This window comes from Streptomyces sp. NBC_01707, assembly GCF_041438805.1.
In the GTDB taxonomy this organism is placed as follows: Bacteria; Actinomycetota; Actinomycetes; order Streptomycetales; family Streptomycetaceae; genus Streptomyces.
The window spans coordinates 7,866,583-7,882,137 of record NZ_CP109190.1 but is presented as its reverse complement, the minus strand read 5'-3'; the positions used below and the strand labels follow the sequence as shown (position 1 = coordinate 7,882,137).

Here is a 15,555-nt window from a genome sequence, read left to right as displayed (position 1 = left end):
GGCGTGGGCTCGGTCTCGCTTCGGGGCGCGAGGCTCAGGCGGGGGCCCTCAGAAGGCGCGCATTCGACACATACAACGAGCACCGGGCGTCGTGATCGCCTCGGTCGCAAGGGTGCGGCTGCTCGTCGTGGTCATGGGCCAAGTAAAACAGACGTGCGGTTCCGGCCTGCCCGCCTGTCCGCATAGCGGACAGGCATGGACCGTCGTGCCGCCCGGTTCAGTCCGCGGTGGAGATTTCCACTCCCGTGGCTGTGACCTGCACCGATATGGCGGAGAGATCAGCGACGACCACGTCGGCGACCAGCTCCGCGCGTGCGTGCGTTGTGGCCAAGGCCACGGTCGTCATCCCGGCCGCCCGTCCGGCCCGCAGTCCGGCGGGGGCGTCCTCGAAGACCACGCAGCGGGCGGGGTCGACGCCGAGGCGACGGGCCGCCAGGAGGTAGGGCTCGGGATCCGGCTTGCCCCGGGTGACGTCCTCGGCGGCGATCATGACCGGGAAGTCGATGCCTGCCTCGCGCAGCCGCGCCTCGCCCAGCGGGCGGGTGGCTGAGGTGACGACGGCCCAGCGGTGCGCGGGCAGCGAACCGAGCAGCTCCTTTGTGCCGGGGAGCACCACGACGCCGCCGGGGACGTCCTCGACCTCCAGCTGTTCGATACGGGCCAGGGCTCCGTCGACCCGCTCCGCCGGCAGCAACTGGGCGATGATCTCGACGGCCGTACGGCCGTGCAGTTCGATGCCGGAGAAGTCCTCAGCCGTGACGCCGTGCTCCTGTGCCCACCTGGTCCAGCAGCGTTGGACGGACTCGATGGAGGAGAGCAGCGTTCCGTCGTTGTCGAACAGCAGGGCCTCGGCGTGGATCTTCATGTTCGCCGACCCTAGCGCCCGGGTACGGGGGCGCACGCAGGGGGCCGTTTGGTCCGTAATACCCTCGGCTCATGCTTGACGCCCTGACGGTCGCGGTCTCCGTGACCGCGCTCGCCCTCGCCGCCTGGTGCGGTTTCGCCGCCTACCGGGATCAGCCGACCAAGGACTGGCACTTCATCGGAATGGCCGTGGTGTCGCTGCTGGCGCTGACCCAGCTGGTGGTGGGGATCGTGCAGCTCGCCCGGGGCGAGCGGCCGGACCAGGGCATGACGATCTTCATCTGCTATCTGATCGGGGCGTTCGCCGCCGTGCCCGCGGCAGGTTTCCTGTCGCTGACCGAGCGGACCCGATGGGGTTCGGTGACGGTGGCGGCGGGCGCGGTCGTGCTGGCCGTTCTGCAAGTACGGCTCTACGACATCTGGGGAAGCTGACCGTGACCGAGACCGACACCACATCCGGTTCCGCATCCGGGCAGAAGGCCCGGTTCGAGCTGGGGACCGGCCCCGGCCGCGTACTCGTCTGGTTCTACGGGGTGTTCACCGTCGCGGCCGCCTCCCGCTCGATCGTCCAGATGATCCTGGACTTCGGCAGGGCGCCGCTCGCCTACGTGCTGTCGGCCGTCGCCGCGCTGGTGTACGGCTTCATCACGTACTCGCTGGTGCGCGGCGGCGAGAAGGCGCGCAGGACAGCGCTGGTGTGCTGCGCCGCCGAGCTCGCGGGCGTCCTTCTCGTCGGTACGTGGACCCTGGTCGAGCCGTCGGCCTTCGCGGACGCCACCGTCTGGTCGTATCTGGGCCGGGACTACCTGTTCATCCCGGTGATCCTGCCGGTCACCGGGATGATCTGGCTGCGTCGCGCCAAGAACGTGTGACGTCCGCGTCGCCGCTCAGGCGCTGGCGACGTAGGCCCGCGCGGCGGCGTCCTTCTCCAGCAGGATGAGCCGGACACCGTCCTGACCGGTGGTGTTGCCCACGGGTGCGTAACCCGCCCGCCGGTAGAGCCGCAGGTTCGTCTCGCTGCGGTGCCCGGTGTGCAGCCGGAAGCGGGTGGCCGACTGCTCGTCCGCTAGCGCGGACTCGGCGGCCCGCAGCAGCCGGGCTCCGAGTCCGTGCCCCTGGAGCCGGGGATGGACGCAGAGCTTGGCTATCTCCCCGATGCCGTCCGGATCGATGGATCCGCGTACCGCGCCGACGACTTCGTCCCCGAGCCGCGCCACGAACACCAGGTTCGCGGTCAGTTCGTCACGGACCGATTCGAGGGTCTGCACGAGCGGGTCGATCCGGTAGTTCCCGTACAGCTCCGCCTCGCTCTGAAAGCAGAGGTACTGGAGCTTCAAGATCTGTTCGGCGTCCTCTGTCGTCGCCGCCGAGATGATCACACTCATGCCCATGTGTGCATGCCTCCCGCTCACCTGGTCCGCCGGTTGCCTAACAGCTCCTATCCCCGCAGTTCAGGAACGACAACCTCCGCCGCGAGCATTCTGCGCAGACATCCAAGGCATCGGGAACGGATCGGACCCAAACTGCCTTGTGACATACCCAACTTCCCTGCGATCTCCCGGTAGGTGGGGTCGCCCGGAGCGAGCATCGCGGTGAGCAGCCCGGCGCACCGCCCGGGCAGCCGGCCCACCGCGGCGTGCAGCGCCCTGCGTTCGTCGGCGCCGACCGCCGACCGCTCGGGGCAACGGGCAGGATCCGCGGTGGCCTCGTCGACGTACGGAAGTTCACGCCGGGCGGTACGGCGGGCACGGCGCACCTCCGCGCGTACGGTGTCGCGGACCCAGCGCGCCGGGTCCGCCGGCGGTCGCCGGTCCGCGAGCAGCTCCAGCAGCCGCAGCCAGACCGCCTGTTCGAGATCGGCGGGTTCGACTGCCGCACCCGCCGCCGCGTCGCTCGCCTCGGCCGTCGCCTCGGCGCTGACGAGGGGGTACAGGGCGTGGACCACGGCGGCTGGCGCCTGGGCGCCGGCGTCTGCGAGAAGCGTCATACCCCACCCGACGTGGACCGGCGAAGTCCGGTTGCCGTCCGCGGGACGCACCACCCGACCGGGGGCATGCCCGGCCGGGTGCTGACGTGGGCCGCGGTGTCAGTTCCCGGCGAAGTCGGCCGCGGCAAGCAGAGCCGTGTCCGGGTTGTCGGAGAAGATCCCGTCGATACCTGTCGCGAAGTACGCCTGGAACGCGCCGAATGCGTCGCCGTACGCGTTGGGGTCCGTCCCCCGCCGGAAGTCGGCGGGCAGGAAGGTGTTCTCGTTGCGCATGGTGTACGGGTGCAGGATCAGACCCTTCGCGTGCGCGTCCTTCACCAGGGTGGTCGGCGTGGCGAGCCGGCCCGACGCGTCCTTCGGAATGATCAGGTCCAGGGTGGGGCCGATGCCCTGCGCGAAGGACGCCATCCACGCCAGCCCCGAGGGCTTCACGAGATCGTCGACGGTGCGCGGGTCACCGGTCGCCACGAAGTCCCAGGGCTTCGTTCCTGCGCCGGAGAGCAGGACGACCCGCGGGGTGGCCACGAGCTTCGACAGCCGCTGGATGCTGGTGGGCTCGAAGGACTGGAGGATGAGCGGCGACTGCTTGCGGTGTCGGTCGTAGCGGCGCAGCAGCTTGGCAAGCGGCTCCTCCAGGCCGAGGCCGAGACCGCGGAAGTAGGTGGGGTGCTTCGTCTCGACGTACAGCCAGACCTGCTTCCCGCGCCTGCGACCCTCGCGGTCGGCCCACTGGAGCACCTCTTCGAAGGTGGGAACCTCCCAGCGGCCGTCGTAGAGCGTGTTCTTCTGACGGTTGCCGGGGATGCGCTCCTTGGCGCGCAGCGTCTTCAGCTCGGCGAGGGTGAAGTCCTCGGTGAACCAGCCGGTGAGGGAGACGCCGTCGACGGTCTTCGTCGTCCTGCGGCTCGCGAACTCGGGGTGGGCGGAGACATCGGTGGTGGCGGTTATGTCGTTCTCGTGACGGCAGACGAGGTGGCCGTCCTTGGTGGGCACCAGGTCCTGCTCGATGATGTGCGCACCCATGTCGAGCGCCAGCTGGTACGAGCCGAGGGTGTGCTCGGGGCGGTAGCCGCTGGTGCCGCGGTGCCCGATGACGGTCGGCACCGGCAGGTCCAGCCGGTGACCGTGGCCGCCGGACCGCCCGTCGGCGGACCCGGCCGTGTTCTCGGCGGCGTTCGCCGTTCCCGGAACTCCGAGGGCGGCCGCTCCCAGGACGGCCGCTCCCGCCCCCAGGACGGTCCGCCGACCGGGGTTCGCCTGCGCACGCTCTGTCATGACTGCTCCCTCGCATGTGATGTGTGGCACCGTCGAGCGAGGCCCGATCGTAGGGAATTGCGCCATCCGTGCGGCAGCCGATGGACGAACATGGCGGAAACACGCGTCAACACTGTGTATCCACCCGATGAACCCGATGTGCGATCAGCGAGTACCCGCGAGTATCGTCCTCACCTGCATATACCGTCACGATCCCGCGCCTCGGCCGGCCCTGGCCACTACACCGGAGGAACCGTTGTCCCGACACGCACTCATCAAGGCAGTGCTCGGACCGCTCTTGCGCCTGATGTTCCGCCCCCAGGTGGAAGGCGTGAAGAACATCCCCGGAGACGGTCCGGTGATCCTCGCGGGCAACCATCTGACGTTCATCGACTCGATGATCATGCCGATCTGCTGCGACCGGCCGGTGTTCTACATCGGCAAGGACGAGTACGTGACGGGCAAGGGGCTCAAGGGCCGGATGATGGCCTGGTTCTTCACCGGCTGCGGCATGATCCCGGTGGACCGGGACGGCGGACGCGGCGGTGTCGCGGCGCTGATGACGGGCCGTCGGGTGCTGGAGGAGGGCAAGGCGTTCGCCATCTACCCGGAGGGCACCCGCTCCCCCGACGGGCGGCTCTACCGGGGCCGTACGGGCATCGCACGGCTGACGCTGATGACGGGCGCGCCGGTGGTGCCGTTCGCGATGATCGGCACGGACAAGCTGCAGCCAGGTGGTGCGGGACTCCCCAGGCCCGGCAAGGTGACGGTCCGGTTCGGTGAGCCGATGGAGTTCTCCCGCTACGAGGGCATGGACCGCGACCGCTACGTGCTGCGGGCGGTGACGGACTCCGTGATGGCCGAGGTGATGCGGCTCTCCGGCCAGGAGTACGTCGACATGTATGCGACGAAGGCCAAGGCGGCCTGATCCGGCGGATCCGCAGGACATCCGAAGGGCCCGTACCCCGCCTGGCGGTACGGGCCCTTCCGTATCTCACAACCACTCGTACGGCCGAAGGCGCGGCAGCTCGCGGGCCGCTCTACGGATGCTCGATCTCCTCCTCCAGCGCCTGGCCGCGCAGCAGGAACCAGGCGGCGGCCGCCGTCGCGATCAGGACCACGGCGCCGATGCCCGCGGCGATGTGCAACCCGTCGACGAACGAGTCCTGTGCCGCCGCGACCAGTGCGTGCGCCTGCTCCGCCGGGAGGCCGTGAGCCACTTCGACGGCGCCGCCCAGGGATTCGTGGGCCGCCGTGGCGGCTTCGGCCGGAACGCCGTGCGGGGTGACGAAGTCCTGGTAGACGCCGGTGACGATGGAGCCGAGCAGGGCGATGCCGAGGGCGGCGCCGAGTTCGTACGCCGTCTCGGAGACCGCGGACGCGGAGCCCGCGTGCTCCTTCGGGACGCTGGAGAGGATCACGTCGGAGGTCACGGTGAAGGCGAAGCCCGCGCCGATACCGACGACCAGCAGCAGAAGACCGATCAGTGGATAGCCGGTCCCCTGGTGGACGAAGGTGACGGCGGCGAGCGCGGCCCCGACCGCCGCGAGCCCGGCGGACACCACGAACCGGACCGTGAACCGGCGGGCGGCCCGACCGGCGATCAGACCGCAGGCCACCGCGCCGACCGCGGCCGGCAACTCGGCGAGTCCGGCCTCCAGCGGGCCGCGCCCCTGGACCAGCTGCAGGAACTGGGAGAGGAAGAAGACCAGCCCGGACAGGCCGAGGATGGTCAGCAGATCGGCGAGGACCGCGCCCGAGAATCCCCGGTGGTGGAACAGCCGCATGTCCAGCAGCGGATCCGGCAGCGTGAGCTGCCTGCGTACGAACCCCCAGAGCGCGGCCGCACCGCCGATGCCGGTGACGGCTACCTCCCAGCTCGCCCCGTGCGCGGCCAGTTCCTTGATGCCGTACACGACACCGATCATGCCGACCAGGGAGAGCGCGACACTCATCAGGTCCCAGGGGCCCGGCGCCGGATTCTTCGACTCCGGGATCATCCGGACGCCGACGACCACGAGGACCGCCATCACCGGCAGGTTGATCAGGAAGACCGACCCCCACCAGAAGTGCTCAAGCAGGAACCCGCCGACGACCGGGCCGACTGCCGCGCCCGCGGAGGCCATGGCACCCCAGATACCGATGGCCAGGGAGCGCTCGCGCGGGTCGTTGAAGAGGTTGCGGATCAGGGCGAGGGTGGACGGCATCAAGGTGGCGCCCGCGACGCCGAGCAGCGCCCGCGCCAGGATCATCATCTCGGGGCTGCTCGCGTACGCGTTGAGCACGGAGACCGCGCCGAACGCCGTGGCGCCGCTCAGCAGCAGCTTCTTGCGGCCGATGCGGTCACCGAGACTGCCCATGGAGACCAGGAGGCCGGCGATGACGAACGAGTAGACGTCGCCGATCCAGAGCAGCTGGGTGCCGGTCGGCTCGAGGTCCTCGGTGAGGAACGGCGTCGCAAGGCCCAGGACCGTGGCGTCGATGGCCACCAGCAGCACGGCGAGGACGAGCACGGCCAGCGCGATCCACCGTCCGGGGCGGCGCAGCTCGTCCGAGGTCTCCGCGTGCTGTTCGATGCTGGTCATTGCTCCACGCTCCGGCGTGCTCCGCCGAGCAACAGCTCGACGATCATGTACTGGAAGTCCTGTCCGGCGATCCGGCCGGCCTGGACGGCCCAGGCGCCGGTGGAGACGAGCCCGTACAGGGCCTCGGTCAGCCAGGCGGGGGTCAGGTCGATCCGGATCTCGCCGCGCTCCTGGCCGCGCCGGAAGAAGGCGGAGACCCGCGCGTCGAGCCGGTTCCAGCCCTCGTTCACCTCGTCGCCCTCGAAGAGCTGGTTCTCAGTGACGAGGAAGGACAGCAGTCCGGCACTCGGTTCGACAGCCGCGATCAGTCGGCGCAGCGCCTGCTCCGAGGGCCCTTCGTCGAGCGCGGCGGCGTCGAGAGCCGCTTCGAACTCCTGGATCCCCAGGCTCTCCAACGCTCTGACCAGGGCGTCCCGTCCGGCGAAGTGCCGGTGCAGGGTGGCGCGTCCGATGCCCGCGGCCTTGGCGACCTCATCCATGGTGGCGGTCGATTTACGGGTCAGCAGAGCGGCGGCGCTGCGCAGCACCTGCTCACGGTCGACAGTCATGAGACAACTATAAACCAAATGAGACATCATCGTCTCATTCCTGGTCCGGGCTCTCCGGTGTGAAGCGCTGGTTGCCAGCGCCCAAGGGCTGTCCCGTAATCCCTGGAGGATCAGCGCGAGGCGTCAGATGCGGTGCATCGCAAGGCGAAGGGGCGTCCTCGTACTGGGCGTATTCGGGCGTTCCGACAACGCGGCGAGGTGCCGCAACTGTCGTCGTGCGCGCGCCAGGGATCACGGGACCCCTTGGCGGGCGCCTGGGCGGCTTCCGGGCACCGGAAAGGGCGAGATGCGGGTCGGCCGGGGCACCACGGTCGCGGCCGACCTCGCCTTGCCGCGTCGACCGAGGTCGGCCGGGTCGCTGGTCGTCATGCGAGCGACCCTAGGCTTCCGCAGGACCGTCTCGGCACGTCGTGACCGGGCGAGTCCGCGATTCACCGGTTCGCGCACCGTCGCGCGTCCGCCCGCCGACTGCGTCACGCCTCGGGCCGTAGGCATCCACCGGACGGGTGGACAGCCGCGGACCGGCCGCCGGCCACCGACGCACCGTGAATGACCGTGAAGAGCCGGTCGCCGGTGGCTCGTGGCTCGTGGCTCGTGGCTCGTGGCTCGTGGCTCGTGGCTCGTGGCTCGTGGCTCGTGGCTCGTGGCTCGTGGCTCGTGGCTCGTGGCTCGTGGCTCGTGGCTCGTGGCTCGTGGCTCGTGGGGAGGGTGAAGAACTTCTCGTTCCACGGCTGTATCCAGGGGTCCATGGGAGATCGACCTGGGCCGACAGCGCTGAACAACGCGCGGCGCTTCTCGAGGAGGTCGTCCGTCAACAGCGGACGAGGAAGGGGAAAGGGGAGTACCCACTCCTTTCCACTCTCAACTTATAGCGCATGGGGGGGCTTGCGGCAAGGCCCGGGTCATGCCGCAGAATCGGCGGCCGAAGTCGGAACCGACGGAATCGGGAGAGTCACGACGTGCGTGTGTTGCTGTCTACGTATGGGTCGCGCGGGGACGTCGAACCGCTGGTGGGACTCGCGGTGCAGTTGCGGGCACTCGGTGCGGAGGTGCGGGTGTGCGCGCCGCCGGACGAGGACTTCACGAAGCGCCTGGCCGATGTCGGCGTGCCGATGGTGCCCGTCGGCCGGTCGGCGCGCGCGCTGACGACCGCGTCGCCGCCGCCGTCGTCGGCGAACCTTCCCCGGCGCGCCGCCGAGTTGATCGCCAGTCAGTTCGCCGCGGTCACCGCGGCAGCCGAGGGATGTGACGTGCTGGTGGCGACCGGCGCGATGCCGGCCGCGGCCGGCGCGCGGTCGGTGGCCGAGAAACTGGGCATCCGCTCCGTGTCCGTGACCTTCCAGCAGCTCACCCTGCCGTCGCCGCACCACCCGCCGCTGGCCTATCCGGGCCGGCCGTTCCCGCCGGACGTGACCGACAACCGGGTCCTGTGGGACCTGGACGTCCAGCACATCGACGCGCTGTTCGGCGAGGCGCTCAACGTCAACCGGGCGTCGGTCGGCCTGCCCCCGGTGAGCAATGTCCGCGACTACGTCATCGGTGACCGGCCGTGGCTGGCGACGGACCCGACCCTCGACCCGTGGCAGGAGACGCCGGACCTCGACGTCGTACAGACCGGAGCGTGGATCCTGCCGGACGAACGCCCTCTCCCGGACGGCCTGGAAGCGTTCCTCGGGGACGGCGAACCACCGGTGTACGTGGGGTTCGGAAGCATGGCCATGCACGCCTCGGAGGACGTCGCCCAGGTGGCCGTGGAGGCCGTCCGCGCGCAGGGCCGCCGCGTACTCGCCTCCCGTGGCTGGGCCGGCCTGGCCCTGACCGACGACCAGGACGACTGCTTCGTCGTCGGCGAGGTCAACCAGCAGGCACTGTTCGGCCGGGTGGCCGCCGTCGTGCACCACGGCGGCGCGGGCACCACGACGACGGCCGCCCGGGCCGGCGCGCCTCAGGTGGTGGTACCCCAGCTGGCGGACCAGCCCTACTGGGCCGGCCGGGTGGCCGGCCTGGGCATCGGTGCCGCCCACGACGGACCCGCCCCGACCGCCGAGTCCCTGTCCGCGGCGCTCACGACTGCCCTGACACCCGAGACCCGCGCCCGGGCGAGGGCCGTGGCCGGCGCGATCCGCACCGACGGGGCGACGGTGGCCGCGAAGCTGCTGCTCGACACGATCAGCCGGGAAAGGGCATCGATGCCCGCGTGAACCACGAGGGGTCACAGAGCCCCGACCCGGAACACGAGAACCTGCAAACCCTGACGGCCTCGACCGGCGACGGCCACGGGTCCACGCCGGGCAAAGCCTCGCTCGTCATGGCCACCAGGTTCGTCACGCCGGTCCGGACGCCTTGCCGCACGTACATGGTCGCGAGCGACCTCAGATCGGAGCCGATTACGTGAACCCGCTGACCACCAGCGTGTTTGACCTTCCCGACCACCTTTCCCCCAAGGCCGACCCAACTCTGATCGCCGGTGACGAACAGCACTTCGCAGCCCTCGCGGAGACTCTTGAGCAGGCGATCAGCGAACTGTCCGACCGCCTCGATGCCGAGCGAAGGGCTCCCGGTGGCGTGGGCCGGCAGGCGATGGACCGGGACGCGGAGATCCACCGGCTGACCACTCGCCTGCGCGCGCTGCGTCGCTTCGGTCTGGATCTGTGCCTCGGACACATGGTCGGCGCGGACTCCGAGCCGGTGTACGTCGGACGACTCGGCCTTACGGACAGCGCGGGCCGTCGGCTGCTGCTCGACTGGCGCTCCCCCGCTGCCGAGCCGTTCTTCGGAGCCACCCACGCCAACCCGATGGGTCTGGCAAGCCGCCGCAGGTATCGCTGGACCGGCGGCCGGATCAGCGACTACTGGGACGAGGTCTTCACCTCGGACGGGTTCGCCGGGCACGCCGCGCTCGACGACCAGTCCGCCTTCATCGCCAGCCTGGGCAGCAACAGGTCGGCACGGATGCGAGACGTGCTCGGCACGATCCAGGCCGACCAGGACGCCATCATCCGCGCGGGATCCCGCGGCGCTCTCGTCGTCGACGGCGGCCCGGGTACGGGGAAGACCGTCGTCGCTCTGCACCGCTCCGCCTACCTCCTCTACTCCGACCCTCGCCTCGGTCACCGTCGTGGCGGTGTGCTGTTCGTCGGTCCGCACCGGCCGTACCTGGCCTACGTCGCCGATGTCCTGCCCAGCCTCGGCGAGGAGGGCGTGCAGACCTGCACCCTGCGGGACCTCGTCACCGAGGGAGCCGCAGCAGCGGTCGAGGCCGACCCGGACGTGGCCGCCATGAAGTCGTCCGCGAGCCTGGTGACGGCGATCGAGACGGCTGTCAGGTTCTACGAGGCACCGCCCACCGAGGGGATGACGGTCACGACCCACTGGTCCGACATCTGGCTGAGCGCCGACGACTGGGCCGCGGCGTTCGAAGCGGCAGAGCCCGGAACTCCGCACAACGAGGCGCGCGACCAGGTCTGGGACGAGCTGCTCACGATCCTGGTGGACAAGCACGACGGCGACGTCTCGGCCGACCTGCTCCGCAAGTCGCTGCGGCAGGACAGGGAACTGCTCACGACCTTCGACCGGGCGTGGCCGCTGCTCGAAGCGGTTGACCTCGTCGGAGACCTGTGGTCGGTACCCGCCTTTCTCCGGATGTGCGCCCCCTGGCTCGGCCCCGACGACGTTCGGAAGCTGCAGCGAGGGGACGCCCAGGCCTGGACGGTGTCCGACCTGCCCCTCCTGGACGCGGCACGGCAGCGGCTCGGCGACCCGGAGGCGGCGCGGCGCGAGCGTCGGCACAAGGCCGTCCTCGACGCCCAGCGCGAGCGCATGACCCAGGTCGTCGACAGCCTGATCGAGGCGGTGTCCAACTCCGGCGCCGACGGTGACGAGGGCGAAGGCCTCGTGACGATGCTGCGCGGCGAAGACGCCAAGGTCAGCCTGGTCGACGAGTCCGAACTGACCACCGTCGACCCGGACCTGCTCGCCGGCCCCTTCGCACACATCGTCGTGGACGAGGCTCAGGAACTGACCGACGCGGAGTGGCAGATGCTGCTGGTCCGGTGCCCGTCCCGGAGCTTCACCATCGTCGGGGACCGTGCCCAGGCCAGGCACGGGTTCATGGAGTCGTGGCAGGAACGGCTCGAACGGATCGGGCTCGACCGGATCGACCTGGCCTCCCTGAGCGTCAACTACCGGACGCCGGAAGAAGTCATGGCGGAAGCCGAGCCGGTCATCCGGTCCGTGCTCCCGGACGCCAACGTGCCGACGTCCATCCGCAGCAGCGGCGTCCCCGTCGTGCACGGGTCCGTTTCGGATCTGAGCTCGGTCCTCGACACCTGGCTCGCCGCGCATGCCGACGGGATCGCCTGCGTCATCGGCGATCCCACGTTCCGGACGACGTCCCGTGTGCGGTCGCTGACTCCGGAGCTGTCGAAGGGGCTCGAGTTCGACCTGGTCGTCCTCATCGACCCGGAGGAGTTCGGCGGGGGCATCGAAGGAGCGGTCGACCGTTATGTCGCGATGACTCGAGCGACCCAGCAACTCGTCGTCCTCACGAGCTCCTGACGTCGACCCGGGCGGCCTTCCGCCCGGGTCGACGACGAGATCACCGGGCGGGACCGGGAGCGGGCCGCCGGGCACGGACAGGCCGAGGCCCTGCTGCGCCGGTTCGACCCGTGGACCGGCCTCGAGCCGGGCGGACTTCGACGCGCCGGGGCGGGCCGGGGCCGGCCGGCCCCGGCCCGGCGCGTCGTCAGTCGCCGAGGACTGTCAGATCCAGCTCGGGAAGGCGGGCCGGATCGTTGACCACGTACAGCTCGACGACCCTGCCGCGCTCGATCGTGAAGCGCATGACCGAGAACCGCTGCCCGTCGCGGATCGAGATGACTGCCGGGGCCCCGTCGACCAGTGCCATCCGGGACGACTGCGCGAACGGCGCGAACATGATCGCCTGACGGGCGACCGAAGCGGCCCCGCGCACCACCGAAGGAGCGCCGACGCCACCGGCGCCGCCGTCGGACCGTGCCACCACGTCCGGGTCGAGGACGGCGACGAGCGCCTCGAAGTCACCGCCCCGGGCGGCCGCCAGGAACGCGTCGACGACCTCACGCTTGCGGGCGAGATCGGGATCCGGCACCCGGTCGACGCCCTGGACGCGGCGACGAGCCCGGCTGGCGAGCTGCCGGGCCGCGGCCGGGGTCCGGTCCACGATGCGACCGATCTCGTCGAACGGCACCGCGAACATGTCGTGGAGCACGAAGGCGAGCCGTTCGGCGGGGTCCAGGGTCTCCAGGACCACGAGCAGCGCCAGCCCCACCGAGTCGGCGACCAGCGCCTGGTGTTCGGGGTCGCTTCCGGACTGCGGGCCGAGGACCGGCTCGGGGGCGTCGGCACCCGACTGCTGCGTCTCCAGGGGTTCCTCGCGCCGGGACCGGCGCGAGCGCAGCATGTCCAGGCAGACCCGGCCGACGACCGTGGTCAGCCAGCCGCTCAGGTTCTCGATCCGCCGGTCGTCGGAGCGGCTGAGCCGGATCCAGGCTTCCTGGACGGCGTCGTCCGCCTCGGTCTGCGAGCCGAGCATCCGGTACGCCACGGCCTTCAGACGGGTCCGGTTCTCCTCGAAGCGTTCCGCCAGAAACTCGTTCTCGTCCACAGGCCCATTCCTCCGTCGTGTTCCGTCACTGCACTGACGCATCGAACGAGAACGATGTGACACGCCGATGTGACGCAGAATCCGGCGATCAAGGAATCGGGGAGCGCTTCGCCGGTCAGCTCCAGGGCAGCCCGGCGCGGTGGCGCCAGTACGCCTCGGGCTCCTCCACCAGCGCGTCCAGCCGCTCCCGCCGCTGCTCGTCGAGGTCGAGGACGGGGGCATGGAGGTTGCCGGCGAGCTGGTTGACGGTCGCCGCGCCGGAGAGGACGACGCCGGCCCACGGCTGGTGCAGGATCAGTGCGAGCGCGACCGCGTCGCTGCCCAGGCCGGCCTCGGCAGCGATCTCCTGGACGACGGCGGGAGCGTCCGTTCCGGCGAGTCGGCCGTTGGCCATCGCTTCCTTGACGATCACGGTCAGCCCGGCGTCGTGCGCCTCGGCAAGTGCCTGTCCGGCCGACGTCTCCAGGGCGTTGTAGGTGGCCTGGACCGTACGGAAGAGGGGCTCGCCGTCCACGGTGACGGTGAGGGCGGCGCGGATGGCGTCCGCCTGGCCGGGGCCGCTGGTGGACAGGCCGACGGTGACCCCGTCGGCGGCGAGGGCGGCGAGCCGCTCGTGCAGTTCCTTGTCGGTGAGGGCCGGACTGTCGGTTGTCACGGAGTGGATCTGGTAAAGGTCGAGCCGGTCACCCAGCAGCGCCGCGGTCTCGGCACGCTGGCGCTCGAAGGTGGCGAGGCTGTGGTCCTTGACCTCGTGCGCCTCGGCGTCGACGCTCCAGCCGGCGGTGTAGGTGTAGCCCCATTTGCTGCCGATGACGACGTCGCGCACATCCGGGCGGGTGTTCAGCCAGTCGCCGAGGAACTCCTCGGCACGGCCGTAGGAGCGGGCGACGTCGAAGTAGCGGACGCCCTGCGCGTAGGCGGCGTCGAGAAGCTCATGGGCGTGCTCGCGCAGTTCCTCGACGCTGCGGGTCCCGGGCAGGTCCCGGTCGCGGTGGAGATTGATGTAGGCGGGCCTGCCGACCGCGGCCAGGCCGAGACCGATGTGGGCGGTCGGGGTCGTCGCTGAGGCGAGGCGGGCGAAGGGCATCGCGGGCTCCTCGTGGGTCGGGTCCGTAACTCCGTCCCGACAAACGTAGCCCGCGATGCCGTTCCCGTGACCTACTGACGGGCGGTGGCCCACGCGTGCTGCGCCGCCAGGTCGTGCTTGACCTCGGCGAGTTGCACGGCGACGGCCGACGGGGCCGTACCGCCGCGTCCGTCGCGGGCGGCGAGCGCGCCCGGCACATTGAGGACCGTGCGGACCTCGGGGGTGAGGTGCTCGGAGATCTTCGCGAACTGCTCGTCGGTGAGCTCGTCGAGCTCGATGCCGTGCTGCTCGCACTCCTTGACGCACTCGCCCGCGACCTCGTGCGCGACGCGGAACGGGACGCCCTGCTTGACCAGCCACTCGGCGATGTCGGTGGCGAGCGAGAAACCGGCCGGGGCGAGCTCCTCCATCCGCTCGCGGTTGACGGTGAGCGTGGCCATCATGCCGGTGAAGGCGGGCAGCAGGACCTCGAGCTGGTCGCAGGAGTCGAAGACCGGCTCCTTGTCCTCCTGGAGGTCCCGGTTGTACGCGAGCGGGAGGGCCTTCAGTGTGGCCATCAGGCCCGTCAGATTGCCGATCAGTCGGCCGGACTTGCCGCGGGCGAGCTCGGCGATGTCCGGGTTCTTCTTCTGCGGCATGATCGAGGAGCCGGTGGAGAAGGCGTCGTGCAGGGTGACGAAGGAGAACTCCTTCGTGTTCCAGATGATGACCTCCTCCGCGATCCGGGAGAGGTTGACGCCGATCATCGCGGTGATGAACGCGAACTCGGCGACGAAGTCGCGGGAGGCCGTGCCGTCGATGGAGTTGGCGACGGACCCGTGCTCGAAGCCGAGGTCCGCGGCGACCGCCTCCGGGTCGAGGCCGAGCGAGGAGCCGGCCAACGCGCCGGAGCCGTAGGGCGAAACAGCCGTCCGCTCGTCCCACTGCCGCAGCCGCTCGGCGTCCCGGGACAGCGACTGCACGTGCGCCAGGACGTGGTGGGCGAAGAGGACCGGCTGGGCGTGCTGGAGGTGCGTACGGCCCGGCATGGCGACGTCCGGGTGGGCCTCGGCGAGGCCGACCAGCGCGTCCTGGAGCTCGGCGACCAGACCACCGATGATCCGGGCGTGGTCACGCAGGTACATCCGGAAGAGCGTGGCGACCTGGTCGTTGCGGGACCGGCCGGCGCGCAGCTTGCCGCCGAGGTCCGGACCGAGACGCTCCAGCAGTCCACGCTCCAGCGCGGTGTGGACGTCCTCGTCGGCGATGGTGCCGGTGAACGATCCGTCGGCGACATCGGCTTCGAGCTGGTCCAGACCGGCGATCATGCGGGTCAGCTCGTCCTCGGTGAGCAGCCCCGCCTTGCTGAGGACGCGCGCGTGGGCACGGGAGCCGGCGATGTCGTACGGCGCGAGCCGCCAGTCGAAGTGGACGGAGGCGGACAGCTTCGCCAGCGCCTCGGCCGGACCATCGGCGAAGCGGGCGCCCCAGAGGCGTACGTTGCTGCTGCCGTTGCTCACTGCGTGCTCCTCAAGAGACAAGAGGGTGGATGTGCGACCGCCTCCCCGCCGCGGAGGAACGGGGAGGCGGTGACGTAAACGGGGTGG

Annotated in this window: 14 protein-coding genes; 5 read left to right on the top strand and 9 right to left on the bottom strand. The window is 70.5% G+C overall.

The genetic code is table 11. From position 1 onward, the window contains the following. Positions 1-217 precede the first annotated feature (217 nt). Positions 218-865 (bottom strand): HAD family hydrolase, encoded by a 648-nt coding sequence (locus OG963_RS35315; protein WP_093775271.1) that lies wholly within the window; start codon positions 863-865, stop codon positions 218-220. 71 nt (positions 866-936) lie between these two features. Here OG963_RS35315 and OG963_RS35310 point away from each other — a divergent pair, with 71 nt between their 5' ends. After that, entirely contained in the window at positions 937-1,296 is a 360-nt protein-coding gene (locus OG963_RS35310; protein ID WP_093775269.1) for a hypothetical protein, read from the top strand. 2 nt (positions 1,297-1,298) lie between these two features. Further along, on the top strand, positions 1,299-1,736 hold the full coding sequence (locus OG963_RS35305) for a hypothetical protein (protein ID WP_030968637.1): 438 nt from the start codon (positions 1,299-1,301) through the stop codon (positions 1,734-1,736). Between the two features lie 15 nt (positions 1,737-1,751). Here the strand turns inward: OG963_RS35305 and OG963_RS35300 are convergent, their stop codons facing one another. The 3 genes from OG963_RS35300 to OG963_RS35290 form a co-directional block, all read right to left on the bottom strand. Further along, the gene (locus tag OG963_RS35300) at positions 1,752-2,255 is read right to left on the bottom strand and encodes a GNAT family N-acetyltransferase (RefSeq protein ID WP_093775267.1); all 504 of its coding nucleotides are present in this window, start codon (positions 2,253-2,255) and stop codon (positions 1,752-1,754) included. Between the two features lie 47 nt (positions 2,256-2,302). Continuing rightward, positions 2,303-2,851, bottom strand: coding sequence for a sigma-70 family RNA polymerase sigma factor (locus OG963_RS35295; protein WP_093775265.1), 549 nt, complete (start codon positions 2,849-2,851; stop codon positions 2,303-2,305). A 99-nt stretch (positions 2,852-2,950) separates the two neighbouring features. Beyond that, entirely contained in the window at positions 2,951-4,126 is a 1,176-nt protein-coding gene (locus tag OG963_RS35290) for a glycerophosphodiester phosphodiesterase (RefSeq protein ID WP_093775263.1), read from the bottom strand. 235 nt (positions 4,127-4,361) lie between these two features. On the opposite strand from OG963_RS35290, the gene OG963_RS35285 reads away from it, so the two are divergent. Then, on the top strand, positions 4,362-5,033 hold the full coding sequence (locus tag OG963_RS35285) for a 1-acyl-sn-glycerol-3-phosphate acyltransferase (RefSeq protein WP_030918674.1): 672 nt from the start codon (positions 4,362-4,364) through the stop codon (positions 5,031-5,033). Positions 5,034-5,145: 112 nt separating this feature from the next. Here the strand turns inward: OG963_RS35285 and OG963_RS35280 are convergent, their stop codons facing one another. Together OG963_RS35280 and OG963_RS35275 are read right to left on the bottom strand one after the other, a co-directional pair. Next, on the bottom strand, positions 5,146-6,690 hold the full coding sequence (locus OG963_RS35280; protein ID WP_093775261.1) for an MFS transporter: 1,545 nt from the start codon (positions 6,688-6,690) through the stop codon (positions 5,146-5,148). After that, positions 6,687-7,238: a TetR/AcrR family transcriptional regulator gene (locus OG963_RS35275; protein WP_030918669.1), complete on the bottom strand. Its 552-nt coding sequence runs from the start codon at positions 7,236-7,238 to the stop codon at positions 6,687-6,689. The genes OG963_RS35280 and OG963_RS35275 overlap by 4 nt, the downstream gene beginning before the upstream one ends. A 959-nt stretch (positions 7,239-8,197) precedes the next feature. Here OG963_RS35275 and OG963_RS35270 point away from each other — a divergent pair. Next, positions 8,198-9,439, top strand: a complete 1,242-nt coding sequence (locus tag OG963_RS35270) for a glycosyltransferase (RefSeq protein WP_176902247.1) — start codon at positions 8,198-8,200, stop codon at positions 9,437-9,439. 190 nt (positions 9,440-9,629) lie between these two features. Beyond that, a complete protein-coding gene (gene helR / locus OG963_RS35265) occupies positions 9,630-11,795 on the top strand; it encodes an RNA polymerase recycling motor ATPase HelR (RefSeq protein WP_371799820.1) in 2,166 nt (721 codons plus the stop codon). A 187-nt stretch (positions 11,796-11,982) separates the two neighbouring features. On the opposite strand, the gene sigJ is transcribed toward helR, so the two are convergent. The 3 genes from sigJ to argH all read right to left on the bottom strand — a co-directional run bounded on the left by sigJ (position 11,983) and on the right by argH (position 15,468). Next, positions 11,983-12,882 (bottom strand): RNA polymerase sigma factor SigJ, encoded by a 900-nt coding sequence (gene sigJ / locus OG963_RS35260; protein WP_030918658.1) that lies wholly within the window; start codon positions 12,880-12,882, stop codon positions 11,983-11,985. A gap of 115 nt (positions 12,883-12,997) precedes the next feature. After that, on the bottom strand, positions 12,998-13,969 hold the full coding sequence (locus OG963_RS35255) for an aldo/keto reductase (protein WP_371799819.1): 972 nt from the start codon (positions 13,967-13,969) through the stop codon (positions 12,998-13,000). A 71-nt stretch (positions 13,970-14,040) separates the two neighbouring features. Next, complete coding sequence (gene argH / locus OG963_RS35250; RefSeq protein WP_030918654.1) at positions 14,041-15,468, bottom strand: argininosuccinate lyase; 1,428 nt, start codon at positions 15,466-15,468, stop codon at positions 14,041-14,043. Positions 15,469-15,555 lie beyond the last annotated feature (87 nt).